Annotated in this window: 20 protein-coding genes; 10 read left to right on the top strand and 10 right to left on the bottom strand. The window is 67.8% G+C overall.

Annotation, left to right across the window (positions count from 1 at the left end; all coding sequences use genetic code 11):
• Positions 1 to 156 precede the first annotated feature (156 nt).
• Positions 157 to 870 carry an acetylxylan esterase gene (locus tag SAZ01S_RS16225; protein WP_084583369.1) on the top strand — a complete coding sequence of 238 codons (714 nt, stop codon included), beginning with the start codon at positions 157 to 159 and terminating at the stop codon, positions 868 to 870.
• Between the two features lie 8 nt (positions 871 to 878).
• Entirely contained in the window at positions 879 to 2,324 is a 1,446-nt protein-coding gene (locus SAZ01S_RS16230; protein WP_084583326.1) for a family 43 glycosylhydrolase, read from the top strand.
• Positions 2,325 to 2,334: 10 nt separating this feature from the next.
• Here the strand turns inward: SAZ01S_RS16230 and SAZ01S_RS16235 are convergent, their stop codons facing one another.
• From SAZ01S_RS16235 to SAZ01S_RS16280, 10 genes are all read right to left on the bottom strand, one after another.
• A complete protein-coding gene (locus tag SAZ01S_RS16235) occupies positions 2,335 to 2,808 on the bottom strand; it encodes a hypothetical protein (protein ID WP_084583327.1) in 474 nt (157 codons plus the stop codon).
• Entirely contained in the window at positions 2,805 to 3,749 is a 945-nt protein-coding gene (locus SAZ01S_RS16240) for a sterol desaturase family protein (protein ID WP_084583328.1), read from the bottom strand. The genes SAZ01S_RS16235 and SAZ01S_RS16240 overlap by 4 nt, the downstream gene beginning before the upstream one ends.
• Positions 3,750 to 3,902: 153 nt before the next feature.
• Complete coding sequence (atzF, locus tag SAZ01S_RS16245; RefSeq protein ID WP_084583329.1) at positions 3,903 to 5,660, bottom strand: allophanate hydrolase; 1,758 nt, start codon at positions 5,658 to 5,660, stop codon at positions 3,903 to 3,905.
• Positions 5,657 to 9,256 (bottom strand): urea carboxylase, encoded by a 3,600-nt coding sequence (gene uca, locus SAZ01S_RS16250; protein ID WP_084583330.1) that lies wholly within the window; start codon positions 9,254 to 9,256, stop codon positions 5,657 to 5,659. Before uca ends, atzF begins: the two co-directional genes overlap by 4 nt.
• On the bottom strand, positions 9,253 to 9,888 hold the full coding sequence (locus SAZ01S_RS16255) for an urea amidolyase associated protein UAAP2 (RefSeq protein WP_084583331.1): 636 nt from the start codon (positions 9,886 to 9,888) through the stop codon (positions 9,253 to 9,255). Before SAZ01S_RS16255 ends, uca begins: the two co-directional genes overlap by 4 nt.
• Positions 9,888 to 10,706: an urea amidolyase associated protein UAAP1 gene (locus tag SAZ01S_RS16260; protein WP_084583332.1), complete on the bottom strand. Its 819-nt coding sequence runs from the start codon at positions 10,704 to 10,706 to the stop codon at positions 9,888 to 9,890. Before SAZ01S_RS16260 ends, SAZ01S_RS16255 begins: the two co-directional genes overlap by 1 nt.
• Positions 10,703 to 11,146, bottom strand: a complete 444-nt coding sequence (locus SAZ01S_RS16265; RefSeq protein WP_439951233.1) for a CopG family ribbon-helix-helix protein — start codon at positions 11,144 to 11,146, stop codon at positions 10,703 to 10,705. Before SAZ01S_RS16265 ends, SAZ01S_RS16260 begins: the two co-directional genes overlap by 4 nt.
• Before the next feature lie 32 nt (positions 11,147 to 11,178).
• Positions 11,179 to 11,985 carry an ATP-binding cassette domain-containing protein gene (locus SAZ01S_RS16270; RefSeq protein WP_084583334.1) on the bottom strand — a complete coding sequence of 269 codons (807 nt, stop codon included), beginning with the start codon at positions 11,983 to 11,985 and terminating at the stop codon, positions 11,179 to 11,181.
• On the bottom strand, positions 11,982 to 12,797 hold the full coding sequence (locus SAZ01S_RS16275; protein ID WP_084583335.1) for an ABC transporter permease: 816 nt from the start codon (positions 12,795 to 12,797) through the stop codon (positions 11,982 to 11,984). The genes SAZ01S_RS16270 and SAZ01S_RS16275 overlap by 4 nt, the downstream gene beginning before the upstream one ends.
• A 13-nt stretch (positions 12,798 to 12,810) precedes the next feature.
• Positions 12,811 to 13,890, bottom strand: a complete 1,080-nt coding sequence (locus SAZ01S_RS16280; RefSeq protein ID WP_139810112.1) for a putative urea ABC transporter substrate-binding protein — start codon at positions 13,888 to 13,890, stop codon at positions 12,811 to 12,813.
• 353 nt (positions 13,891 to 14,243) lie between these two features.
• Here SAZ01S_RS16280 and SAZ01S_RS16285 point away from each other — a divergent pair, with 353 nt between their 5' ends.
• The 8 genes from SAZ01S_RS16285 to SAZ01S_RS16320 all read left to right on the top strand — a co-directional run bounded on the left by SAZ01S_RS16285 (position 14,244) and on the right by SAZ01S_RS16320 (position 23,865).
• Positions 14,244 to 15,812: an ATP-binding response regulator gene (locus SAZ01S_RS16285; protein ID WP_084583336.1), complete on the top strand. Its 1,569-nt coding sequence runs from the start codon at positions 14,244 to 14,246 to the stop codon at positions 15,810 to 15,812.
• A complete protein-coding gene (locus SAZ01S_RS16290; protein ID WP_084583337.1) occupies positions 15,799 to 16,716 on the top strand; it encodes a response regulator transcription factor in 918 nt (305 codons plus the stop codon). Before SAZ01S_RS16285 ends, SAZ01S_RS16290 begins: the two co-directional genes overlap by 14 nt.
• Positions 16,713 to 18,257 carry a tetratricopeptide repeat-containing sulfotransferase family protein gene (locus tag SAZ01S_RS16295; protein WP_084583338.1) on the top strand — a complete coding sequence of 515 codons (1,545 nt, stop codon included), beginning with the start codon at positions 16,713 to 16,715 and terminating at the stop codon, positions 18,255 to 18,257. Before SAZ01S_RS16290 ends, SAZ01S_RS16295 begins: the two co-directional genes overlap by 4 nt.
• A gap of 60 nt (positions 18,258 to 18,317) precedes the next feature.
• Positions 18,318 to 18,692: a hypothetical protein gene (locus tag SAZ01S_RS16300; protein ID WP_084583339.1), complete on the top strand. Its 375-nt coding sequence runs from the start codon at positions 18,318 to 18,320 to the stop codon at positions 18,690 to 18,692.
• A 208-nt stretch (positions 18,693 to 18,900) separates the two neighbouring features.
• Positions 18,901 to 19,233: a UrcA family protein gene (locus SAZ01S_RS16305; RefSeq protein ID WP_084583340.1), complete on the top strand. Its 333-nt coding sequence runs from the start codon at positions 18,901 to 18,903 to the stop codon at positions 19,231 to 19,233.
• 180 nt (positions 19,234 to 19,413) lie between these two features.
• Positions 19,414 to 20,298: a sterol desaturase family protein gene (locus SAZ01S_RS16310; RefSeq protein WP_084583341.1), complete on the top strand. Its 885-nt coding sequence runs from the start codon at positions 19,414 to 19,416 to the stop codon at positions 20,296 to 20,298.
• Between the two features lie 3 nt (positions 20,299 to 20,301).
• Positions 20,302 to 21,234, top strand: a complete 933-nt coding sequence (locus SAZ01S_RS16315; protein WP_139810113.1) for a YncE family protein — start codon at positions 20,302 to 20,304, stop codon at positions 21,232 to 21,234.
• Between the two features lie 195 nt (positions 21,235 to 21,429).
• Complete coding sequence (locus SAZ01S_RS16320) at positions 21,430 to 23,865, top strand: TonB-dependent receptor (protein ID WP_084583343.1); 2,436 nt, start codon at positions 21,430 to 21,432, stop codon at positions 23,863 to 23,865.
• Positions 23,866 to 23,919: the final 54 nt, after the last annotated feature.

Here is a 23,919-nt window from a genome sequence, read left to right on the forward strand (position 1 = left end):
AGCATTGATAAATATGCCATAAATGGTCCTGTGTTGGCGGGAGGGGGTTAGGCAATCGTTTCGCCAGTTGACGGCGCAGTGTGGGTCCGCCTAGCCATGCTGTTACCGATAACAAGGGCGGCCGTTTCGAGTCGCCGGGGAGAGGAGACGATGGCGATGGGCAGGTCCCAGTCGGCGGCGCGTTGTTGTGCGATCGCATTGGCGTTGGGCGCACCGAGCGTGCTGCACGCGCAGACCGCCGGGATGGTGGAAGAGAAGCTGCCGCCGCCCACCGGGCTTGCACCCTATTTCACCCCGGCTTCCGCCGATCCGATCGCGCCCGATGCCGATGGCTTTCTCCGGCGCTGGTTGCTGCTCGAACCGGTGGTGAAGCCGAACCGGACCAACACCGGCTTCACGCCCAGCTATGTCCGCGCGGCAATCGCGCCCGCCACCTATCCCGGCAAGTTCGACGGCGTGCCGCGCGACGGCGACACGGCGCCGGGTGCGTTACGCTGGCACGCGCTCGATTCCGGCCTGTTCGACGTCAAGCTCTTCTATCTGGCGCAGGGGCTCGGCAAGCCGACCTATGGTGTGATCTTCTGGGCGGTGACGGTGGTCAACGCGCCCCGGGAGATGCGCGGTGTGCGGCTGGCGACGGGCTCCAACTCGGCGTCGCGCTGGTGGCTGAACGGCAGCGAGGTGGCGGGTCTCTATGGCGATCGGCGGATGGTGATGGACGATGTGCTGTCGCGCCCGATCACGCTGCGCAAGGGCCGCAACGTGCTGCGCGGCGCGGTGATCAACGGCCCCGGCCTCAGCGACTTCTGCGCCCGCTTCGTCGACGAGGCCGGCAAGCCGATCCGCGACATCATGATCGATGTGAAGTGAGGAACGCCATGAAGTTCGCAACCCTGCCGCTCGCCGCGCTGTTCCTGCTCGCAGAGCCCCAGGCCGCCTCCGCCCAGCTGGCGGGGGAGCCGTTCATCCACGATCCCTCGACGATCACCTATTCCGACGGCCGCTGGTGGACCTTCGGCACGCGCGGCGGCGGGCTGGTCTCCGAGGATGGCTGGACCTGGGCGAGCGGTGGCGAGCGGCCGGGTGGCGGCGTCGCGCCCGATGTGATCAAGATCGGCGACCGCTATTATATCGCCTATGCGGTGGGCGGCGGCGGCATGAACGGCGGCCATGCCAGCAACGTCAAGGTGATGTGGACCGGGTCGCTCGATTCCAAGTCATCCGATTTCGGATTTCATGATGTCGGCGTGGTCGCCTCCACCAATGGGCTGGAGCCGGCCGACGCGATCGATCCCGCCTTCCTTCATGCCGAGGGACGGCTGTGGCTGAGCTACGGCACCTATTTCGGCTATATCCGGATGCTCGAGCTCGACCCCAAGAGCGGGGACAAGATGCCGGGCAGCCAGCCGGTCGACGTCGCGATCGACATGGAGGCCACCGCGCTGATGTACCGCGACGGCTGGTATTATCTGCTCGGCACCCATGGCACCTGCTGCGACGGACCGAACTCCTCGTACAACATCCGCGTCGGGCGATCGCGCAGCCCCACCGGGCCGTTCGTCGACAATATGGGGGTGCCGCTACTCAAGGGTGGCGGCAAGCTGGTCGTCGCCGGGCGCGGCCGGCAGTACGGGCCGGGCCATTTCGGGCTGCTCGACTTGGGCGACGGCGTCGAGAAATTCTCGATGCACTATGAATCCGACCTCGATCGCGGCGGGCGCAGTGTGCTCGGTATTCTGCCGCTGCTGTGGAAGGATGGCTGGCCGGTGGCGGGCGAAAACCTCCCCGCCGGTACGTACGAGGTGCAGTCGGAACGCAGCGGCGGCGCGCTCGAACTCGCGGTCGATTTCGTGCGCATGCCCTTCGACGTACGCCGCAGCTTCTTCGCCAAGCCCGGCGACCCGACCGGGCCGATCCCCAATCAGACGCTGGCGGAAAACCAGGCAAGCTGGCCCACCGGGCCGATCGAGGTCGATCTGGGCGACTATATGATGCGCGCGCACCAGCAATGGACGATCGCGCCGGCCGAAGGCGCGGGCGGGGCATTCGGCGCGCCCTATTACAAGATACTGATCGCAGGCACGCAGCGGGCGCTGGCGGTGGGACCGGAAGGCAGCGTGCAGGCGGTGCCGGCGTTCACCGGTGCCGCCGACCAGCTATGGCGGATCGACCAGCTGACCGACGGCACCTACCGCATCCAGCCCAAGGCGCAGAGCGACGCAAAGCACCCCAGGGCGCTGGTCGCGATCGGTCGCAGCACCCCTGCGATGGTGCCGTTCGACCCCACCAGCGACGCGGGCCGCTGGACTTTCCAGCGGCTTTGACGCCGCGCGCTCAGGCGGGTGCCGTCTCGGCCGGGATGGCGCCGGGTCCCGCCAGTCGCTCGCCGAACACTCTGCGGGCGTTGCGGTGCTCGATCCACCGGCCGGCCAGATACAGCGCGGCGAAGATCCCGGCAAAGCTATAGCCCTGGATGCGCAGGCTCTGCACGGCGAAGGCCAGCGCGGCGAACGGCGCCGGGGCGACGAAGCACCAGAGCAGCGGGTGGCTGGTCAGGTCGTAGCGCAGCACTGGGCCGTCCGGCGTGTCTTCGATCCGCAGCACGCCCTGCTCGAAACTGGCCAGCCTGTCTTGCGCGTCCGGATTGTCCTTGTGGAACACCAGCGTGTCGGTGCCATGGTCCAGCGTGGTGCCGCGTTCCTCGAACACCGGCGCCAGAGCCTCGAACGCCGCTTGGGCACTGCGGTGCGCCAGGGGCACCGATCCGCGGACGTGCCAGATCCAGTCGATCGCGCGATTCCAGTTCATTCCGCCGCCACCGCTTCGGGCAGGCGCGGTGCGCGCAACCGTTTCGCCCAGCCTATCAGCGGACGGAACGGATAGACCATCTGTTCGCGGATCCCGAGGCGGCGGCAATCGTCCAGCCCGACCTTGGCCGACTGCGAATCCACGCAGGTGCCGAAGATGCGATCGATGAAGATGAAGGTGTTGGCGTAGTTGGTCCGGCTGCTGTCGTAATCGGGCGAGTGGTGCAGGCTGTGATGTTCGACCGTGTTGAACAGGAAGGACCACCAGCGCGGCGTGTTGAAGCGGATATTGGCATGGGTATAGGCGCCGATCGCCATGCCGATGCCGCCGGCGAGCAGCGCGGCGCGGGGCAGGAAATCGAAGAAGCCGTCCAGGCTCAGGCCGATCAGGAACAGTTCGATCGGATTGCCCACCGATCCCTTCAGCGCGTTGAGCTGGGTGATATGATGATGCGGCGCATGGGTGAGCCACAGGGGCGTCCAGTTGTGCATGCCGCGATGCATCCAGTACTGGCAGAAGTCGAAGATCAGCAGGATCGCCAGCGCTTGGACGAGCAGCGGCAGATGACCGGCCCAGGCGGTCTTGATGTGCAGGTAGTGCTTGATCGCATCGATGGCGGGCTCGTCGCCGAAATGCTTCCCGGCATATTTGATCACCGTGTAGCCGAGCGCCACGTAGAACAGGTCGCTGGCCAGTTCCTTCCAGGTCAGCCGCCAATGGCGATGACGCTCGCTGATCCGCTCCATGCCGAGCAGGGTCAACTTGAAGACGATGCCGATCCCCACGGCGACCGAGGCCTTGGCGATCGAATCCGGCGCGAGCGTCCAGAACAGCACCATGGCCAGCAGCACGACGGGCTGGAACCAGGTGAAGATGAATCGCTTGACCGGCCCGCCTTCCACGCCCGCCACATCGTTCGCGTTCAAAACAGCTGCATCCATCGCGCGCGCGGTCCTCGCCGTGATTCCGATGCTGGGAGGATGACCGAAAGCTTTACCCTGCGCCGTAAGTCGTTTGACGTAGCAGGCGATTCTGTGCGTTGCCGGTCCGTTTGGAGCCCCCGGTTTGCGGGCGGCTGACTGCCGGGTGGCCGCTCAGCCCCGCGCGATATAGGCGCGCCAGCCGCCGAGCGCGGTGATGTCCTCGGCGCCGGCCAACGCCCGCGGTTCGGCGACGAAGCCCTTGACCATGCTGCCATCCGCCAGCGTTACCGTGCCGATCGCGAGCGGCGGCGGCACTTCCGCCACGAAGCTGCCGAACGCGGCCAGGTCGAGTTCGTATACCTCCAGCGCGATCGCCGCACCGCCGTCCTCGTTGTAAACCAGCGCGGGCTTGGGCGGCACGCTCTCGGCCATGGCGTAGAGCTTGTAGGTGGGGGCGGTGGTGGTGGCGGTGACGAACTTCGCCGCGCGCGAGGTCAGCTGCCAGTGGAGCGGCATGCCTTCAAGATGGGCGCCTACGACCGCGAGCTTCACCGTTTCCATCCGTCCCTCCAGGTCCAGCGGCGGCGGGGATGCCGGCGCGGGGAAAAGTGCGTTGGCCGCGTCGAGCAGCGCGCGATCGGTGCCCGCCGGGCCCATCAGCGTCACGCCGAAGCCGACTGCGCTGCCATAGCTGCCGGTCGGCACGGCGATGGCGGCCATGTCGAGCAGGTTCACGAAATTGGTATAGGCGCCCAGGCTCGCGTTGAGCGCGATCGGTGCCGCGAGCACCTCCGCCACGCGATAGCTGGTCGGCGCAGTGGGGAGGGCAAGCAGGTCGACCTGTTCCCACATGGCCTCGGCGATGCGGGCGAGTTCGGCGAGGCGATAGGCGCCGTTGAACGCATCGATCGCGCTGTAGCCGAAGCCGCCTCCGACGATCTCGCGCACCACCGGGTGGATGGCGTTCGGGTTCTCCAGCAGCAGCTCCTGCAGCGCCGCGGTGCGCTCGGCGACCCAGGGGCCATCATAGAGCAGCCGGGCGGCTTCATCGAGCGGGGCGAGGTCGATCTCGACCAGCTCGGCGTCGAGGCCGGCCAGCGCTTGGCGGTAGAGATACTCGGACTCGATGTCGCCGAACCAGCGGCATTGCTCGGCGCGAGGCACGCCGATGCGGCGGCGCGCGCGGGGAACGTCCGGCAGCGCGCGGGAAAGCGAGTCGGTCGCGTCGAAGCCTGCAGCGATGGTGTCGACCAACGCAGCATCCTCGGTGTTGCTGGCGAACACCGTGATGCAATCGAGCGTGCGGCAGGCGGGGACGAGGCCGGTGCTGCTCCAGCGGCCCTTGCTGGGCTTGAGTCCGACGAGATGATTGAACGCGGCGGGCACCCGGCCCGAGCCCGCGGTGTCGGTGCCCAGTGCGAAGGCGACCAGTCCGGCGGCGACCGCCACGGCCGAGCCCGAGCTCGACCCGCCGCTGACCCAGGCGCGGTTATAGGCATTGCGCGGAATGCCATAGGGGCTGCGCGTGCCGTTGAGGCCGGTGGCGAACTGGTCGAGATTGGCCTTGCCGACCGGGATCGCCCCGGCAGCCACCAGTTTCGCGACCACGGTAGCTGACTGTTCAGGTTCGTACGAGAAGGCCGGGCACGCGGCGGTAGTGGCGAGGCCCGCGAGATCGATATTGTCCTTCACCGCGAACGGCACGCCCGCGAGCGGCAGTGTCTCACCGGCGGCGACCCGGGCATCGACCGCAGCCGCAGCGGCCCGGAGTGCATCGGGCTCGAGACGCGAGATCCACACCGCCGGCTGGATCCCATCATAGGCATCGAGCCGCGCCAGCACGTCCTCGATCACCGCGACCGCGCTGCGGGTGCCAGCCTGAACCTCGGAGGCGATGCCCGTCACCGAAAGCCGGTCGAGCGCGATCATGCCCGCACCAGCGCCAGCACCGGCGAGCCCGGCGTGACGGTCTGCCGCTCGGCGACATAGAGTGCCGCGACGGTACCCGCTGCCGGGCTGGTCACCGGGAACTCCATCTTCATTGCTTCGAGCACCGCGATGGTCTCGCCCGCGTCGATCGGATCGCCGACCTCCTTGAGCAGCTTCCACACGGAGCCGCCGAAGGGCGCTTCAACCAGCTCGGCGCCGTCGGGCACCGTCACTGCTTCATCGGCGCTGTCGTCCGCGCTCTCGGTGAGGCTGGCGACGCGGTCGAACTCGCCCTTGCGCTCCCAATCGGCGCGCTCCGCCGCGAAGGCGGCGTTGCGCTGCTTCTCGAACGCCGCGATCGAGCGCGCATTCTCGGCGAGGAATTCCCGATACTCGGAGAGACGGAACTCGGTCTCCTCGATCTTGATCTCGCGCCGGCCCAGTGGGAAGTCGCGCCGCCATTCGGTCAGCTCTTCATGGCTGACGGGGAAGAAGCGGATCTGGTCGAAGAAGCGGAGCAGCCAGGGCTTGCCCTCTGCGAAGGCGCCGGTCTGGCGATAGGTGTTCCACACCTGGATGGTGCGGCCGAACAGCTGATAGCCGCCCGGACCCTCCATGCCATAGATGCACATATAGGCGCCGCCGATGCCGACCACGTTGGGCGGCGTCCAGGTGCGGGCCGGATTGTACTTGGTGGTGACCAGCCGGTGGCGCGGATCGATCGGGGTGGCGACCGGCGCGCCGAGATACACGTCGCCCAGGCCATAGACGAGGTAGCTGGCGTCGAAGATGATCCGGTGGACCTCCTCGGCGCTTGCGAGCCCATTGGCGCGGCGGATGAACTCGATATTGTCCGGGCACCAGGGCGCGTCGTCGCGGACCACGCGCATATAGCGCTGAATCGTCTCGTGGATCGCGGGGTCGTTCCAGCTGAGCGGCAGATGGACGATGCGCGAGGGGATGACGAAATCCTCGAGATCGCCGAGCGCGTCCTCGATTTGCGTCAGCCGCTCGATCAGCGCCGCCTCTTTCAGGCGGATGCCGTCGATATGCACCTGGAAGGAGCGGATGCCCGGCACGATGTCGAGAATGCCCGGCAGCGCCAATTCGGCCAGCGCGGTGGTCGCGGCATGGACGCGCAGGCGCAGCTCGAGGTCGAGCGTGATCGGGCCATATTCGACCAGCAGGTTGCGGTCGCCCTGGCGGCGAAAGAGTACGCGCGGCCGGCGACCCTTGGCGGGCAGGTCGACCAGGATCGCATCGCGCCCGCCGCCCTTGGCGGGGCTGGTCGCGGTCGTGGCGCGGCCCTCGATCCAGGCTTCCTCGGCCTGCGCGGCGGCATCGGCCTCGTCGAGGCTGACCTGCTCGAACTGGATGCGATCGCCGGGGGCGAGTTGGCCGACCTTCCACAGATCCGCCGCGATCACCACGAACGGGCAGACGAAGCCGCCGAGCGAGGGGCCGTCGGGCCCGAGGATGATCGGCATGTCGCCGGTGAAATCCAGCGCGCCGATCGCGTACGGATTGTCGTGAATGTTCGACGGGTGCAGCCCCGCCTCGCCGCCATCCTTGCGCGCCCAGTGCGGCTTGGGGCCGACCAGCCGCACGCCGGTGCGGTTGCTGTTGTAATGGACCTTCCACTCGGCGGAGAGGATCGTATCGACATCCTCCGGCGCGAAGAAATCGGGCGCGCCGTGCGGACCGTAGAGGACGCGGATCGTCCAGTCTGGACCGAGCTGCTCCTGCGGAATCGCGCGCGGGCCGGGGATCACCGCAGGCGCATGGTCGGTCAGGTGCAGCGTGTCGCCGACGCGGAGCACGCGCCCGCCATGGCCGCCGAACTCGCCGAGATCGAAGGTGCTGGCGCTGCCGAGATAGCTCGGCACGTCGAGCCCGCCGGCGAACAGGATATAGCCGCGCATGCCGCCGCCGGTGACGCGGCCCAGCGCGAGCGTCTGGCCCTCGGCGATGGCGACCGGCTTGTTGCGCTCGACCGGCTTGCCGTCGAGCGTCGCGGCGAAATCGGCGCCGGTGAGGACGATGCGGGTCGCGGTGTTGAACTGAAGCGTCGGGCCGGTGGCGGTCACTTCCAGGCCGGGCGCGGTGCTGTCGTTGCCGAGCAGCATGTTGCCGAGGCGGAAGGCGCGCGCGTCCATCGGGCCCGAGGGCGGCACGCCGATATCCCACAGCCCGACGCGGCCGGGATAATCCTGCACGCTGGTCGCGGTGCCGGCCGAGCGGACGACGATGCTCTGCGGGCGGTGGACCACCGTCTCCAGCGAGCGCGTCGAGACGTCGCCGGTCACGAAATCCTCGCTGCGCGCCACGTCGCGCAGCCAGCGGACATTGGTCTCGATCCCAGCAAAGCGGGTGCGGTCGAGCGCCGCCTGCATCGCTGCGACGGCGGACTCGCGGTCCTCGCCGTGGACGATCAGCTTGGCGAGCATCGGATCGTAGAAGGACGAGACGGCGCTGCCCGATTCCACCCAGCTCTCGACGCGGAAGCCTTCGGGAAAGGCGACGTCGGTCAGCGTGCCCGAAGCGGGGCGGAAGTCGACCGCCGGGTCCTCGGCATAGAGCCGCGCCTGGATCGACCAGCCCTTCGGCGCAGGCACGGGGGTGTCGAGGAAGCTATAGTCGCCGCCCGCGCCGCGGACCATCCACTCGACCAGGTCGACGCCGGTCACTTCCTCGGTGACGCCGTGCTCGACCTGGAGGCGCGTGTTCACTTCGAGGAAGAACCAGTCCTCGCGCGCCGGATCATAGAGAAACTCGACGGTGCCGGCGGAGCGGTAGTTGGCCGCCTGGCCCAGCCGCACCGCCGCCTCGATCAGCGCCGCGCGGACGCGCTCGGGCAGGTGTGGGGCGGGGGCCTCTTCCACCACCTTCTGGTTGCGGCGCTGGAGCGAACAGTCGCGCTCGCCGAGCGCCACGACGCGGCCCTGGCCGTCGCCGAAAATCTGCACTTCGACATGGCGGGCGCGCGGCACAAAGCGTTCGAGGAACAGCCCGGCATCGCCGAAGTTACCCGCACCCAGCCGCGCCACCGCGGCATAGCCGTCGCGCACCGCTTGGGCATCGGTGCACACGCGCATACCGATACCGCCGCCGCCGGCGGTCGCCTTGAGCATCACCGGATAGCCGATGCGGTCGGCTGCTTCGAGCGCTGCCTCGACGCTGTCGAGCAGGCCGGTGCCGGGGGCGAGGGGGACCTTCTCCGCCTCGGCGAGCGCGCGGGCGCTGTGCTTGAGGCCGAAGGCGCGGATGCTGTCCGCAGTCGGGCCGATAAAGGCGATACCGACGGCCTCGCAGGCTTCGGCAAAGGCGGCGTTCTCGGAGAGGAAGCCATAGCCGGGGTGGATCGCGTCGGCGCCGGTTTCCTTGGCGGCGGCGAGGATGCGAGCGACGTCGAGATAGCTTTCCGCTGCCGGGCCGGGGCCGATCCGCACCGCGATGTCGGCGAGCGCCACATGGCGCGAGGCCTCGTCGGCATCGGAGAAGACCGCGACCGAGCGGATGCCCATCTTCTTGAGCGTGCGGATGATCCGGCAGGCGATCGCCCCGCGATTGGCGATCAGGACGGTGCGCACGCTCATGCGGTGACGATCATGCGGACGGGGGTGGGGTTGAAGCCGTTGCAGGGATTGTTGATCTGCGGGCAATTCGAAACGACCACGGTCACATCCATTTCTGCGCGAAGGTCCACGGTCAAGCCGGGCGCCGAGATGCCGTCGACGATGCCCAGCGCACCATCGGCCTCGACCGGCACGTTCATGAAGAAGTTGACGTTCGACACGATGTCGCGCTTGCCGCGACCGTCGCGGAGATTGGCCTCGAGGAAATTATCGACACAGGCGTGCTGCGCCTTGGTGAAATGGCCGTAGCGCAGCGTGTTGGACTCGCACGAACAGGCGCCGCCGATCGTGTCGTGATACTCGACCGCCGTCGCGGTGATCGTCATCATCGGCCGGCCCTCGTTCGAGCGCAGCACGCTGCCGGTGCGCAGGAAGATGTTGGCCTGCGCGGCGATCGTGTCCTGCGCGCTGTAGCGCTCGGCATCGTCGTGGGTGGCGTAGAGGAGGAAATCGACCGCCTGGTTGCCTTCGAGGTCGACGACGCGGAGCGTCTCGCCGGCCTTCACCCGGTGCAGCCAGGGCGCGCGGGCGGGGACGATCTCGTCATGGATCACCCGGCCGGTGAGGCCGGCAAGCGCCATATCCTGTTCCATCAGCGGCGGACCCAGTCTTCGGTGTTGAGGAAGGCGCGCTGCCGCTCGGGCGTCGCGTTGCGGATCGGATCGTCCGCCGCCGTCAATGGGCCGCGCCAGGCGGTGGCGCGCAAGGGCGTGACCGTCCAGGGGCGCGGATCGAGCACGTGCGGGCAGTTGGCCAGCACGACGATAAGGTCCATCTCGGCGCGCAGCAGGAGGGCGCGGCCGGGCGTGAAGGGCCCGAGCTGCGGTTCGGTGGTGCCGTCGGCGGCGATGCGGACGCCCTTGAACAGGTTCACGCACGGATGGACGTCGCGGCGGGTGAGGCCGTGCTTGGCGGCGCCAAGCAGCAGCCGGTCGCGGGCGTTCGGATACGGCCCGGAATTGCTGCCGTCGCCATAGCGGCGTTCGTTCGACGCGGCGTTGGAGGCGCCGCAGAAGGCGTCGTGCGTGCCCGCGCCGTCCTGCTCGATGCTGGCGAGCACCCGGCCCATGTCCGAGAGGAACAGGCTTCCCGCACCGAGATAGGCGTTCCACTGCACCTTCACCGTGTCGGCGACGTTGAGCCGCTCGGTCGGCATCGCGGCGTTGAACAGCTGGAGCGACACACACGCATCGCCCTGCAGGTCGGTCAGCCGCAGCCGGGTGCCGCGCGCCAGCACGCGGCTGGCATAGCCGCCCGCGGCGATCGTCTCTTCCCAGACGAGATCGTCGGCCGAGACGCCTGCTGGCAGGTCGTCCGCGCGTGGCGGCAGGATCGGCATCGCCTCGACGACGGTGCCGGCCATCGCGCGCGCATGGTCGCGCGCGGCATTGGGGTCGGCGAGAATGCTCATGCCGCCTTGCTCCCGGTAGGGGCTGCGGACTCGTCCTGCTCGTGGAGCGGGGGCAGCAGCGCGGTGGTGGTGAAGAGGCGCAATTGCTGCACGCCGCGCACCTTGCGCAGCGCATCGCACAGGTCGCGCAGGCGCCGCGCGGGCCCCTGCACCAGCAGCACCTCGAGCGACTGGTCGTCCTCCAGAAACACGTGCTGCGAGGAGATGACCTCCTTCAGATACTCGCTCTGCGTCTGCGCCAGCTGGTGGCGCACCCGGCCGAGATCGGCGCGGTAGACCAGCGTGATCGTGCCCGCGAGCATCTCCTCGGGGCGCGAGGCGGCGCTCTGCTCGGCGAGTTCGTCGCGGATCAGCTCGGCGATCAGCTGCGAGCGCGAGGGAAGCCCGCGGTCCTCCACCATTTCATCGAGCTGGCGGAAGAGTTCGGCGGGCAGGCTCATGCTGAGCCGGGCGAGGGAGGAGGACGGTTCCTTCACAGTGATTCCTCTTTCCCTGTTATTACTGATTCTGTCAATCGTAATACTTCCTGCTGCGCCTCGACGATCGCCTCGCGCCGCTTGCGGGTGAGGTGGAGGTCGTAGACGGCGGTCGCGCCGAAGCGGTGCGGGGCGTGCGGATCGACGCGGCGCTTGTCGAAGGTGAGCACCCGGGTGCCGAGGTTGAACGCCTCGGAGATGTCGTGGGTGACCATCAGCACGGTGAGTGCGTGCTCCTCCCACAGCTTGAGGATCAGCCGGTGCATGTCCTGGCGGATGCCGGGATCGAGCGCGCCGAACGGCTCGTCGAGCAGCAGCACGCGCGGCCGGGCGATCAGCGCCTGGGCGATCGCGAGCCGCTGCTGCATGCCGCCCGAAAGCTGGGCGGGGTAGAGGTCGAGCGCGTCGCCCAGCCCGACCTCGGCGAGCATCGCGGCGGCCTCGTCGCGGGCGCGGCGGCGGGTGGCGCCGAACAGTCGGGCGGTGAGCGGGGCGCCGACACACTCGCGCTCGAACATCACGTTCCGAAGCGCGGTCAGGTGCGGAAACACCGAATAGCGCTGGAACACCACGCCGCGATCGGGCCCGCATTCGCCGGGGAGCGGCGTGCCGTCGAGCAGGATCTTGCCGCGCGTCGGCCGCTCCTGGCCAAGCGCCAGCCGCAGGAAGCTGCTCTTGCCCGCCCCCGAGGGCCCGATGATCGAGACGAAGCTGCGCTCGGCGATGTCTAGCTCGACGCGCTCCAGCACGACCTTGTCGCCATATTCGAGCCAGACATTCTGGAAGGACAGGAGCGCGCTCATCGGCCGGCTCCATGCGCCCAGGCAAAGGCGCGCTTGCTCAACTGGGCCAGTGCCACGTCCATCAGGATGGCGAGGATCGAGATCCAGGCGACATAGGGGATGATGATGTCCATCGAGAGGTAGCGGCGGACGAGGAAGATCCGGTAGCCGAGGCCGATGTCCGACGCGATCGCCTCGGCCGAGATCAGGTAGACCCAGGCGGGCCCGAGCGAGAGGCGGATGCCGGCGATCAGCCGGGGCAGCGCCTGCGGCAGCGCGACGCGCAGCGCGAGTTGCCAGCTGCTCGCGCCCAGCGTCTGCGCCTTGATCAGCTGTTCCTGCGGGATGGCGGTGATGTGGTCGGCCAGGTCGCGGATCAGGAAGGGGGTGACGCCGATCACGATCAGCGCGACCTTGGCGGTGTCGCCCAGCCCGAAGACGATGAAGAGGATCGGCAGCAGCGCGATCGGCGGGATCACCGCGATCGTGGTGACCAGCGCCCCGAAGGTGGCGCGGGCGGCGGGGAGCACGCCCAGCACCATGCCGACCAGCAGCGCCGAAAGCGCGCAAATGCCGAGTGCCAGCCCCAGCCGCTCGAGGCTCGCCACCGTGTCCGCCCAGAAGATCAGCCGGCCGCTCAAGGGATCGGCCTGGGCGAGCAGGCCGTGCATCGCCTCGACCATGGTACCGGGCGTCGGCAGCAGCTTGTCCGAGGGATTCTCGGCATGCCGCGCTGCCGAGGCGAAGAGGTAGACGAGCGCCACCAGCAGCAGCGGCAGGCTTCCCAGCAGCCAGCCGGTGCGGCGGCGGGGTCGGATGTTCACCCAGCGCATATGCGAGCCGGCCTCAGAGCTTGCCGGCCGCGGCCAGCTCCATATAGGTCGGGTCGAAGCGCAGCTTGACGTTGTTGGCGTCGCCGATCGTCTTGCCCGGCACCGAAATGCCGATCGCGTCGGCCGACTTGGCGCCCTGGCCGAACAGCCCCTTGGAGAAGCTGAAATCGCGCACCTTCACCATGGTCGCGCCGATCGCCGGGGACTTCACCGCCGCGACCGCATCCTGCGGGGTGCCGTAGAGGTGCGTGGTGGTAAGCTGCGCGTCGAACGCCTGCGGGGTGGCCCCGGCGAGCTTGGCCATCGCCGCGCGGGCGGCGGCGCCGGCGGCGTCCTTCTTCTGCATCAGCTGGATCGTCTCGTACCAGATGCCCGCCAGCGCTTTGCCGAGGTTCGGGTTGGCCTTGAGCGTCGCGGTGTCGACGGCGAGCAGGTCGAGGATCTCGGCGGGCACCTGGCTCGAATCGAACACCTTGGTCGCGCCGGGCAGCTTGGCCACTTCGGTCAGCTGCGGGTTCCAGGTGACGACGGCAGTGGCAGCCGGATTGGCGAAGGCACCCACGATGTCTGCGTCCGAGGTGTTGACCGTCTTCACGTCGGAGAGCTGGAGGCCCACCGTGGAGAGCCCGCGCGCGAGCAGATAATGCGAGACCGACAGCTCGACCAGATAGACCGTGCGGCCCTTGATGTCGGCCAGACTCTTGGCGTTCTTGAGGACGATGCCGTCATTGCCGTTGGAGTAATCGCCGAGGATAATTGCGCTGGTATCCTTGCCGCCCGCGGCGGGGATGGTGAGCGCGTCCATGTTGGTGACGGTGACGCCGTCCAGCTTGCCCGCGTTGAACTGGTTCACCGACTCGACGTAATCATTGACCTGGGTGAAGTGGATCTTGAGCCCATATTTGTCGGCCCATTTCTTCACGATGCCGGCCTGTTCGGCATAGGGCCAGGGCATCCAGCCCGCATAGATCGACCAGCCGATGTTGAACTCTGTCCGCGCCTTGGGTGCAGTGCCGCTACCGCCGCACGACGCCGTCGCCAGCATCGCTACCGCCGCGATCGCGATCCGCGCCTTGGAACCCCATTTTGTCATGATCGACCCCCATCTTCGCAGCGCGAGAAAGCGCGAATTTCAGCCGCCGGACGGTCGCATCCGATATTACGTTTGCTCAATCCAGTAATACGACTTATAGGCATGTCGCATGGCATGTGTCACCCCAAATCGTGATGCTGCAATGCGTCATTCAGGCACTGGTCAACCCCGGTTTCGGGGGCGGTCGTCGTGCCTTTCTCTCTCGCTCCCCTCCCGCTTGCGGGAGGGGCTGGGGGAGGGAATGACGTGTAAGAAGCGCCGTGCCGTCTCTGCCCCTCCCCCGACCCCTCCCGCAAGCGGGAGGGGAGCGCAGATGGATACCGTCGCACTCTCAAGGCGAGGCGGCTAATCCCATGGCAATGGCGCGCATTCTCGGGACGATCTGCCTGGGGCTCGTGCTGGCCGTTGCCGCGACCTTTGCCCGGCTGTTCCTGAAGGCGCGCGACCGCCATCGCGCCGCCGAAGACGCGAATCAGGCGCAGACCGAACGGCTCCATGCCGAGATCGCCGCGCACCAGGAAACCGAGGCGGCGCTCGCCAAGGCCAAGGAAACCGCTGAAGCCGCCAACGCCGCCAAGACGCGCTACCTCGTCGCGGTCAGCCACGAGATCCGCTCACCGCTCAACGCCATCTATGGCTATGCCCAATTGCTCGAACGCGGCGACTCGATCCCGCCGCAGGAAGCGGGCGGGGTGATCCGTCGCTCGGCCGAGCATCTTACCAACCTCGTCGAGGGCCTGCTCGATATTTCGCGCGTCGAAAGCGGCGTGCTCCAGGTTCGGCAGGAACTGGTGCGGCTGCCCGCATTGCTCGACCAGGTGGTGGAGATGTTCCGCGTCCAGGCGGCCGCCAAGGGATTGTCGCTCGACTATGTCGTCGAGGGGCGGCTGCCAGCTTATGTCCGGACGGACGAGAAAAGGCTGCGGCAGATCCTGATCAACCTGCTGTCCAACGCGATCAAATATACCGACACGGGCGGCGCGACGCTCACCGTGCGCTACCGCAGCCAGAGCGCCGCGATCGAAGTTCGCGATACCGGTCCCGGCATTCCACCCGAGGATCTGGAGCGCATCTTCGAGCCCTTCGAGCGCGGCCGCGAACCCGATACCGTGTTGCAGCCGGGCATTGGGCTAGGCCTGGCCATCACCCGCGTGCTGGCGCGCATCCTCGGCGGCGAGGTGACGGTCGCCAGCGAACTCGGCAAGGGCAGCCGCTTCCTGCTCCGCCTGCTGCTCCCCGAGCCGATCGAGGCACCGGCGGGGGCGGCCGCCTATCGCCGCGTCACCGGCTATCAGGGGCCGCGCAGAACGATCCTGGTGATCGACGACAGCCCGGCGCAGATCACCGTGGTCAACCATCTGCTGCGCCCGCTCGGCTTCTCCGTCTTCGAGGCGAGCGGCGGCACCGCCGGGCTCGCGCTCGCCGAGCATTGTTCGCCCGATCTCGTGCTGCTCGACATCCAGATGCCGGGCACCAGCGGCTGGGACATCGCCGAGCAGCTGCGTGCGCGGTTCGGTGCGGGGCTGCGCATCGTGATGGTCTCCGCCAATGCGCATGAATTCCATGCCGGCCGCGACGGTCGCCGCGCGCACGATGCCTTCCTCACCAAGCCGGTCGATCTCGATGCGCTGCTCGACATGATCGCGCGCCAGCTCGGGCTCGACTGGATCGTCGAGGCTGCGGAAGCCAAGCCGGCATCCCTGCGTCCGCCGCTGCCGCTGCCGCTGCCGGATGCAGCGGTCCCCTATCTTGTTGAGCTGCGGCGCTTTACGAAGATCGGGCATGTCCGTGGCATCGAAACCACCCTCGTGACCCTGGAGAGGAACGTTCCCGAAAGCGCCGATCTCGTCGCACGGCTGCGGCCGCAGCTGGAGGCGTTCGACCTGCGCGGGCTGGCAAGGACGCTCGATGATGTCCGCTGATCCCGGCGCCACGATCCTGGTGGTGGACGACACCCCCGAATCGCTCCGCTTCCTCACCGCGACGCTGGAGCAGGCCGGGATGACCGTGCTGATCGCGGTCGACGGCCTCGCGGCGCTGGAACTGCTCGAGCATGGCACGCCCGATCTGATCCTGATGGACGCGGTGATGCCGGGGCTCGACGGGTTCAGCACCACGCGGCGGATCAAGCAGGACGGCCGCTTCCGCCATGTGCCTGTGATCTTCATGACCGGGCTGACAGAGAGCGAGCATGTCGTGCGCGGGCTCGATGCCGGTGCGGTGGACTATGTCCACAAGCCGATCGTGGTCGACGAGCTGCTGGCGCGCGTTTCGGTGCACCTCGCCAATGCGCGGATCGCGCAGAGCAGCCAGTTGGCGCTGGACACTGCCGGGCGCCCCTCCTTCGCGGTGGATGGCGAGGGGCAGACCAGCTGGCTGACTCCGCTCGCCGCCGAGACGATCGAGCGGCTGTTCCCCGCATGGTCGCCGCGCGCGCTGCACCTTCCCGACGAACTCGCCGCGATCGTGCGGCGGCTGCAGGAGCCGGGCGTGCCGGGCGGGGCACAGGCAACGCTGCAAATCGGCGACAGCGCGCTCCAGTGCAGCTTCCTCCGCCAGACCAGCGCGCGCGAATGGCTGTTCCGGTTGATCGAGAAGCGCGAGGGCGATGCCGAACGCATCCTCGCCGAGCGCCATGGTCTCACCTCGCGCGAAGCGGAGGTGCTGGTGTGGCTCAGTCGCGGCAAGCAGAACCGCGAGATCAGCGAGATTCTGGAGATCAGCCCCCGCACCGTGAACAAGCATCTCGAGCAGATCTTCCAGAAGATGGGCGTCGAGAACCGCGCTTCGGCGACAGCCATCGCCGTGGCGACGCTCGCCGGATGAGCGCGGCGGCGGCGCGGGTGGCGCTGGAGCGGGGGGATTTCGATACGGCGGCGCGGCTGGCCTCGGCGGCGCTGCCTTCCGCCGAGGGCGCTTTCCTGCTGGGCGTGATCGCGGCGGAGCGGGGCCGGATCGGCGAGGCCATCCGGCAGGTCGAGGCGGCGGTGGCGGAGGCGCCGCGCGGCGAATATCGCGCGCAGCTCGCCCGGCTCTACACGCTGGTGCGGCGCGACGGCGATGCGGCCGCCCAGCTCGCCGCGGCGGAGGCGGACCCGCCCGCCGATGCGCTGTCGCGCGACACGATCGGCTGCGTCTATGCGCGGCTCGGCGACCACGAAGCAGCGCTGCCGCATTTTGAGGTGGCGGTGGCGCTGGGGCCCGAGAACGACCAGTTCCTTTACAATCACGCGGCGACGCTCAGCTTTCTCGGTCGGGTGGACGACGCCGAGGCGGTGCTGGAGACCTTGCTCGCGCGCAGCCCCGACGATGCCCGCGCGCACCATCTGCTCGCCGGGCTGCGCAAGCAGGGGCCCGAGCGTAACCATGTCGCTCGGCTAGAGGCGGCGAAGCAACGCGCGCGGGGGGCGGACCGGCTGCTCACCGGCTACGCACTCGCCAAGGAGCTGGAGGATATCGGGCAGGGCGAAGCGGCGCTGGCCTGCCTGCTGGAGGTGAACGCCGAGCATCGCGCCGCGCTCGGCTATGATCCGGCGCGTGACGCGGCGATCGTCGATGCCGTGGCGGGAAGCTGGCCGGCCTTCGCCGCCGCGCCTGTGACGGATGCACCCGCCGAGGCACCCATCCTGATCATCGGCATGCCGCGCACGGGCACCACCTTGGTCGACCGCATCCTTGCCGCGCATCCGGCGATCGAGAGCGTCGGCGAACTCCAGGCGTTGCCGCTGGCGGTAAAGGCCGCGTCGGGCACGCGCAGCCGCACGGTACTCGATCCCGAAACGCTGCATGCCGCGGCGACCGCCGATCTCGGCGCGATCGGCCGCGACTATCTGGCGCGTGCGGCGCACCACCGGCGGATGCCCGGGCGGCGCTTCGTCGACAAATTCCCCGGCAATTTCCACTATGCCGGCATCGCCGCCCGCGCGCTGCCGAACGCCGCGATCGTCTGCCTGCGCCGCAACCCGATGGACACGGTGCTCGCCAATTTCCGCAATCTGTTCGCGATCAGCTCGCGCTATTACGACTATAGCTACGACCTGCTCGACATCGCCGAGTACGTCGCCGGGTTCGAGCGGCTGATGGCGCTCTGGCGCACGGCGTTGCCCGGCCGCATCCTGGAGCTTCGCTACGAGGACATCGTCGCCGATCAGGAAGGCGCGACCCGCCGCCTGCTAGCCCATTGCGGGCTCGCCTGGTCAGACCGCTGCCTCGACTTCCATGCGCAGGGCGGGGCGGTGTCCACCCCCAGCGCCGCCCAGGTCCGCCGCCCGATCTACCGCGACTCGGTCGCCCGCTGGCGTCGGCACGAAGCCGCGATGGCGCCCGTCGCCACCTATTTCGCCGAGCGCGGGATCGCCATCGACTGACCACGGGGTACGTCAAACGGCGCATGGTGCGCCGCGGCGCGCTCCGGCAGCCTCGTCCCCATGGCAAGTTTCGCTCGTTTTGTCCTCACTGCCTCGCTTCTGATCGCCCCCGCCGCGCATGCAGCGGCCCGCCCGACGGCCAAACTGGTGCGCTGCGGTGCCGAGGAATGCCTGCTCGTTCGCGGCGCGCGCAGTGCTGCTGACGCGACGATCACGATCAACGATCGCGTTGTGCCGGCGAGTGGCGGGCGAAACTGGAAAGCCCGGATTTCGCTCGCGAACGTAAAAAGTTTGGCGTCGCCATTCGCGCGCACGCTCTCGGTTGCAGTGGTCGATTCCGCCGGCCGGGTAGAGCAACGCGAGCCGGTTCGGCTGCCGGTCGGCCTGCTGGGGTACAACACCGAACTTGCCGCGCTGGTGGTACGGGCGCGGTAATTCGTAATAACAGGGGAGTCCTGCTGACGAGTATTATTTTGGAGCTTGCTGCGTAATACCGTATTGCTGCGTTGCAAAACTTCGGACGCCTTGGTGCTGCTGAAGGTATTTGTCGTTTGCTCTGCTTCTGTATTGCAATTTCCCGGTCTTCCGACTAGGTGCGCCTCGACCGCCCGGCTGAGGCGAACCTTGGTTGCAGGAGATTGCCATGAAGATGCTCGTCGCGGCCGCCGCCGCCCTTTCGATCAGCACCGCCGCTTTCGCCGGCACGACCGACACCGGCTTCGGCAAGGCTTCGGCGACCCTGACGCTCGCCGGGCTCGATCTCGCAACCGCCGACGGCCAGCAGCGCCTCGCCACCCGCATCGATCAGGCGGCGCGTACCGTGTGCGGCGAGAGCCTCGCCACCATCCACCCCGATCTCGAAGCCCGCGCGCGCGCCTGCCGCGCCGACGTCGCCGAGCAGGTCCGCAGCCAGATCGAGGCGCGCGTCGCTCAGGCGAACAAGGGTCGCGGCGTGCAGGTCGCGTCGCTGCGCTGAGCCCGCGCCCTTAGACGGCGTCTTGCGGTCGCGTGCGTCCTGAAAAGACGCGCGCGGCCGTAATGCTTTAGGGGCCGCTACGTCATTCGGCCACCTGCGCGCGCATCGTTTGCATGGCTAGGCTCCCGGTCAGAAAGGGGAGGCATCGCCTCGCCCGCGACCGACCGGGACGAAAGACGCATGACCAAAGCGCTCGTGAACCTCATTCCGCCGATGACCGTGGTGGCCGTCGTCTGCTTCTGGGCCCTCGCGCCCGCCGCCGTGCTGGCCAATCCCTGGACGATCGTGATCGTGTCGTCGCTGATCACCTTGTACATCCAGGGCCTCGAATTCGTGTTCGAGCGGCATGCCGGCTGGCGGATGAACTGGCGCGAGTTCTGGACCGATCTGTTCTATGTCGTGCTCGGCGCGACGGCGATTTCCTGGGTTTCGCGCACGCTGGCGGACACGCCGCTGCTCGCGCTCAAGCAGTCGCTGGGGATCGCCACGCCGTGGCTGATGCACTGGCCCTTCCTGGCGCAGGTCGCGCTGGTGATCTTCCTGATCGAGTTCGGCCAATATTGGATGCACCGGCTGATGCACAATTCGGCGCCGTTCTGGCTGACGCATGCGCCGCACCACCACCTCACCCAGCTAAACGCCGCCAAGGGCTATGTCGGCAACCCGATCGAGCTGTTCCTGATCAGCCTCAGCGTCGTCGCGCTGTTCGACGTATCCCTGACGGCGATCTTCTGCGCGGTCAGCGTGATGGGCGTCGTCTCCGGCTTCGCGCATGCCAATGTGCGGTCCGATCCGCCGATCTGGTACAGCTTCGTGTTCACCACGATCCGCCACCATAGCCTGCACCACTCGGTGCCGTACGAAGACACGCGCTGCAACTATGGCAACTCGCTGATCCTGCTCGACCGCATCTTCGGCACCTACAAGGAGGGCGAGGCGTCGGTCGTCGGCCAGGACGCGCGGCGGCGGCTGTCGATCCGGGAGCAATGGCTGTTCCCGTTCCAGCCGATCCTCACCCGGCTGAAGGCGCGCCCGGCGGCCACCACTGACGTCGCGGCGGGCTGAGCCATGGCCTGGATGCCGATGCTCGCCATGCTGCTCGCCGCCGCGCCCGCGCCTGCCGATCCGCAACCGCACGAGGAACAGGTGCTCTCGGTCCCTGGCTTTGCCGATTTCCTCGCGGTGGACGGCGACAGCGTCTGGGCAACCAACAAGGGGCGCGTCGAGCGCTGGTCGCGCGGCGGCAAGCTGGCCGAAGTGGTGATGACCCATCCGTGCGGCGCTATGGCGATCGCCGCCGGGTCGCTGTGGGTTGCCGACTGCAAGGAGGGGACGCTCAACCGCATCGACCTCGCGACCGCCAAGCTGGTGGCGGCGATTCCGACCGGTATCGCCAATCCGCTCGGCGAACTGAACGTCGTCGCCGGTGCCGGCTCGGTATGGGTGGCGAGCGACAATGCCGGGAAGATCGCTCGGGTCGATCCGGCCGACAATCGGGTGGTCGCGTCGGTCGCAGTCGACCCCGGCACGCACTATCTCGCCTTCGGCTTGGGGGCATTGTGGGCGGTCAGCAGCGGCGAGCAGTCGCTCCAGCGGATCGACCCGGCGACCAACCAGGTGACCGGGCGGACCACGCTCGGCAAGCAGCCCGGCTTCCTCGCGGCGGGCGAGGGCGCGGTGTGGGTGCAGGAGCAGGGCGACGGCACGCTCGCGCGGATCGATCCCGCGACGGTGCAGGTCTCCGGGCGGGTGAAGGTGGGCGCCGATCTGCTCTATGGCGACATCGACACCGGCGGCGGTGCGGTGTGGCTGCGCACCACCGCCGACCAGACCTTCGTCACCATCGACCCCGTGTCGCTCGCCATCCGCGGACGGCTGGGCAAGCCGAGCGGCAGCGGTGCGCTCCGCTTTACCGGCACGGGCCTGTGGACCAGCGCCCATGACGTCCAAACCCTGTCCTGGTGGAGCCTGGGGCCCGCATCGACAGCCGCATCGCAATAGTCTTCCGAGCTGCTCCCGACGCCGCGTGCCTTGCCCAAGGTGCGCGGCGTTTTTGCGCGCGTCCCCGTTCGGGAATGCTGCGGTGCGGTACGTCAAACGCCCCATAGCGGAGCATTCCATTTGCCCAAAGTCTGCATGGCATAGCCCGCCGCAAAAGTCGGCGGCCAGGGATCAGACAAAGACAAGGGGGTCAGGGTGGCACGATCGATTTCCCGCGCGGCGTTGTTGGGTGCAACCATTCTTGCAAGCCTGGGTGCGACCCGCGCGGCGGCGCAGACCGACGGCGCCGGCACCGCCACGCTCCAGGCGCAGGACCAGGCCGGGGGCGGCAACGAAATCGTCGTCACCGGCAGCCGGCGCAGCGTGACGCTGCAGGATGCGCCGATCAATATCAGCGCCGTTTCGGAGGAGACGCTCACCCGGCAGCGGATCGACGATGTTCGCGGCCTCGCCGCCTTCACGCCCGGCCTGACGATCGTCGATACCGGGCCGGCGAGCACCGGAAACATCGTCCTGCGCGGCATCGAATCCGGGGATACCAGCGTCACCGGTTCGAACGACAACAACGCGGTCGGCGTCTATCTGGGCGAGGTACCGCTTTATCTCGACTTCAAGCTGCTCGACATCGCGCGGGTCGAGACGCTGCTCGGGCCGCAGGGCACGCTCTACGGCCTCGGCACGCTGGCGGGCGCGATCCGCTACATCCCCAACCGGCCGGATACCAGCCGCTTCTCGGTGGATCTCCACGGCCGCGGCTATGCCCAGTCGCACAGCAGCGACTTCGGCCGGATCGGTGACGTGACCGTCAACGTGCCGATCGTGAGCGATCACGTCGCGCTGCGATCGGTGGTCGGCTATTACGACAATGCGGGTTTCATCGATTACAACTACCTGCTGCAAAAGCCGGGCATCTCCGATCCCCAGCCGGTGCGCGGGACGACGGCGGCGCAGGGCTCGCTCGGCACGCTCAAGGACTATGCGGCGAACTTCAAGCGCGCCGACGACGTCAATTTCGAGCACACCTTCACCACCCGCAACACGCTGCTGCTCGAATACAATCCGAACCTGAAGCTGTTCCTCACCTATGCCCACCAGAACACCAAGACCAACGGCCGTCAGGCCAATGGCGCGGGCGTGTTCGGCACCGGCGAATATGAGGGGCCGTGGCGCTATCTCGAGCCGTATAGCCGCAATGCCGATCTCTATTCGGCCGAGTTCAACATCAACCTGTTCAACATCGCCCAGCTGGTCAGCACCACCGCCTATACCGAACAGAAGATCGTGAATGTCGACGACAATACCGATCTGCTGCTCGACCTGAACTATGGCTATGAGGCGTTCCCGGCCTTTTCCTCGTTCGCCAACAACCATCGCAAGTACAAGCAGTTCAACCAGGAGGTGCGTCTCGTCTCCTCGCATGGCGGACCAGTCAACTGGGTGATCGGGGGCTTCTACAACCGGCTGAAATATTCCAGCGACCGCCAGGAATACACGCCGGGTTTCGCCGCCTTTGCGGGCATCAACCGGCCCGACGACCTCGAATATATCTCCTTCGTCAACACCAAGACGGTGGAAAAGGCAGTCTATGGCGAGGCGTCGGTCCATTTCACCTCCGCCTGGCAGGTGACCGGCGGCCTGCGCTACTTCAAATATGACGCCACCGCGACCGGCGGCACGGACACGCCGCTGTTCGGCGGCGGGCTGACCCGCACGCCCTATCCGTTGATCCAGTTTGCGCCGAGCCGCGTGCGCTCCGGCAGCACCGGCGACGACGGCTTCGTATGGAAGGCGAACACCTCGTACAAGTTCAGTCCCGAGCTGATGGCCTATGCCACCTACAGCACCGGCTACCGCATCGGCGGGGTCAACCGCGTTGCGCCCTGCGTGGTGCCGCTGCCGCCGGGGCAGAATGTCTGCGCGCTGCCGAACGAGCTGGTCTACGGGCCCGACAAGACGCGCAACATCGAAGTCGGCGTGCGTGGCTCGCTGCTGGAGAAGCGGTTGCAGTTCACCCTCGATGTGTTCCGGGTGAAGTGGAGCGACGTGCAGGTGCCCAGCCAGACCGTGAACGGTGCGGTGGGCATCACCACCAATGCGGGCGCGGCCGAATCGAAGGGTGTCGAGTTCACCGGTTCGTTCAAGGTCGTGCCGCGGGTGAACCTGCAGGCCACCTATTCCTATACCGACGCACACCTGACCGAGGATGTCGCCAATCTCGTCGTCAGCCAGGGCGTCCGCTATGATGCGAAGGACGGCGACCGGCTGCCGGGCTCGGCCAAGCATTCGGGCAGCGCGCAGGTCGCCTACACCTACCCGCTGCCGCAGGGCGGCGAGATCGAGGCGACCTGGGCGACAACCTATATGGGCGACATCTATTCGCGGGTCGGCCTGCGCGGCAATGGCGAGGTGATCCCCGATTACATGACGCACCGCGCCTCGGTCACCTTTCGCGGCAAGATGTTCGAGGTCGGGTTGTTTGCGGACAACATCTTCAACAAATACGCCTATACCGCGATCAGCAACGACATCAGCTCGTACAATCAGGCGCGCACCGGCGTGGTCGAGCGCTACTATGCCCGATCGGTGCTGACGCCGCGGCGCGTCGGGATCGACTTCCGCATCCATTACTGACCGGCGGCGCCGCGCCGCGTCCCTTCATTCCTTCGCGGGAGGTGCTCTGGCGCC

Origin of the sequence: Sphingomonas azotifigens NBRC 15497, from assembly GCF_002091475.1 — a bacterium.
In the GTDB taxonomy this organism is placed as follows: Bacteria; Pseudomonadota; Alphaproteobacteria; order Sphingomonadales; family Sphingomonadaceae; genus Sphingomonas; species Sphingomonas azotifigens.

What these genes read in the sequence shown, in the direction of transcription:
- SAZ01S_RS16225 (WP_084583369.1), top strand. Translation starts at nt 157, where the DNA reads ATGGGCAGGTCCCAGTCGGCGGCGCGTTGTTGTGCGATCGCATTGGCG.
- SAZ01S_RS16230 (WP_084583326.1), top strand. Translation starts at nt 879, where the DNA reads ATGAAGTTCGCAACCCTGCCGCTCGCCGCGCTGTTCCTGCTCGCAGAG.
- SAZ01S_RS16235 (WP_084583327.1), bottom strand. Translation starts at nt 2,808, where the DNA reads ATGAACTGGAATCGCGCGATCGACTGGATCTGGCACGTCCGCGGATCG.
- SAZ01S_RS16240 (WP_084583328.1), bottom strand. Translation starts at nt 3,749, where the DNA reads ATGGATGCAGCTGTTTTGAACGCGAACGATGTGGCGGGCGTGGAAGGC.
- atzF (WP_084583329.1), bottom strand. Translation starts at nt 5,660, where the DNA reads ATGATCGCGCTCGACCGGCTTTCGGTGACGGGCATCGCCTCCGAGGTT.
- uca (WP_084583330.1), bottom strand. Translation starts at nt 9,256, where the DNA reads ATGAGCGTGCGCACCGTCCTGATCGCCAATCGCGGGGCGATCGCCTGC.
- SAZ01S_RS16255 (WP_084583331.1), bottom strand. Translation starts at nt 9,888, where the DNA reads ATGGAACAGGATATGGCGCTTGCCGGCCTCACCGGCCGGGTGATCCAT.
- SAZ01S_RS16260 (WP_084583332.1), bottom strand. Translation starts at nt 10,706, where the DNA reads ATGAGCATTCTCGCCGACCCCAATGCCGCGCGCGACCATGCGCGCGCG.
- SAZ01S_RS16265 (WP_439951233.1), bottom strand. Translation starts at nt 11,146, where the DNA reads ATGAGCCTGCCCGCCGAACTCTTCCGCCAGCTCGATGAAATGGTGGAG.
- SAZ01S_RS16270 (WP_084583334.1), bottom strand. Translation starts at nt 11,985, where the DNA reads ATGAGCGCGCTCCTGTCCTTCCAGAATGTCTGGCTCGAATATGGCGAC.
- SAZ01S_RS16275 (WP_084583335.1), bottom strand. Translation starts at nt 12,797, where the DNA reads ATGCGCTGGGTGAACATCCGACCCCGCCGCCGCACCGGCTGGCTGCTG.
- SAZ01S_RS16280 (WP_139810112.1), bottom strand. Translation starts at nt 13,890, where the DNA reads ATGACAAAATGGGGTTCCAAGGCGCGGATCGCGATCGCGGCGGTAGCG.
- SAZ01S_RS16285 (WP_084583336.1), top strand. Translation starts at nt 14,244, where the DNA reads ATGGCAATGGCGCGCATTCTCGGGACGATCTGCCTGGGGCTCGTGCTG.
- SAZ01S_RS16290 (WP_084583337.1), top strand. Translation starts at nt 15,799, where the DNA reads ATGATGTCCGCTGATCCCGGCGCCACGATCCTGGTGGTGGACGACACC.
- SAZ01S_RS16295 (WP_084583338.1), top strand. Translation starts at nt 16,713, where the DNA reads ATGAGCGCGGCGGCGGCGCGGGTGGCGCTGGAGCGGGGGGATTTCGAT.
- SAZ01S_RS16300 (WP_084583339.1), top strand. Translation starts at nt 18,318, where the DNA reads ATGGCAAGTTTCGCTCGTTTTGTCCTCACTGCCTCGCTTCTGATCGCC.
- SAZ01S_RS16305 (WP_084583340.1), top strand. Translation starts at nt 18,901, where the DNA reads ATGAAGATGCTCGTCGCGGCCGCCGCCGCCCTTTCGATCAGCACCGCC.
- SAZ01S_RS16310 (WP_084583341.1), top strand. Translation starts at nt 19,414, where the DNA reads ATGACCAAAGCGCTCGTGAACCTCATTCCGCCGATGACCGTGGTGGCC.
- SAZ01S_RS16315 (WP_139810113.1), top strand. Translation starts at nt 20,302, where the DNA reads ATGGCCTGGATGCCGATGCTCGCCATGCTGCTCGCCGCCGCGCCCGCG.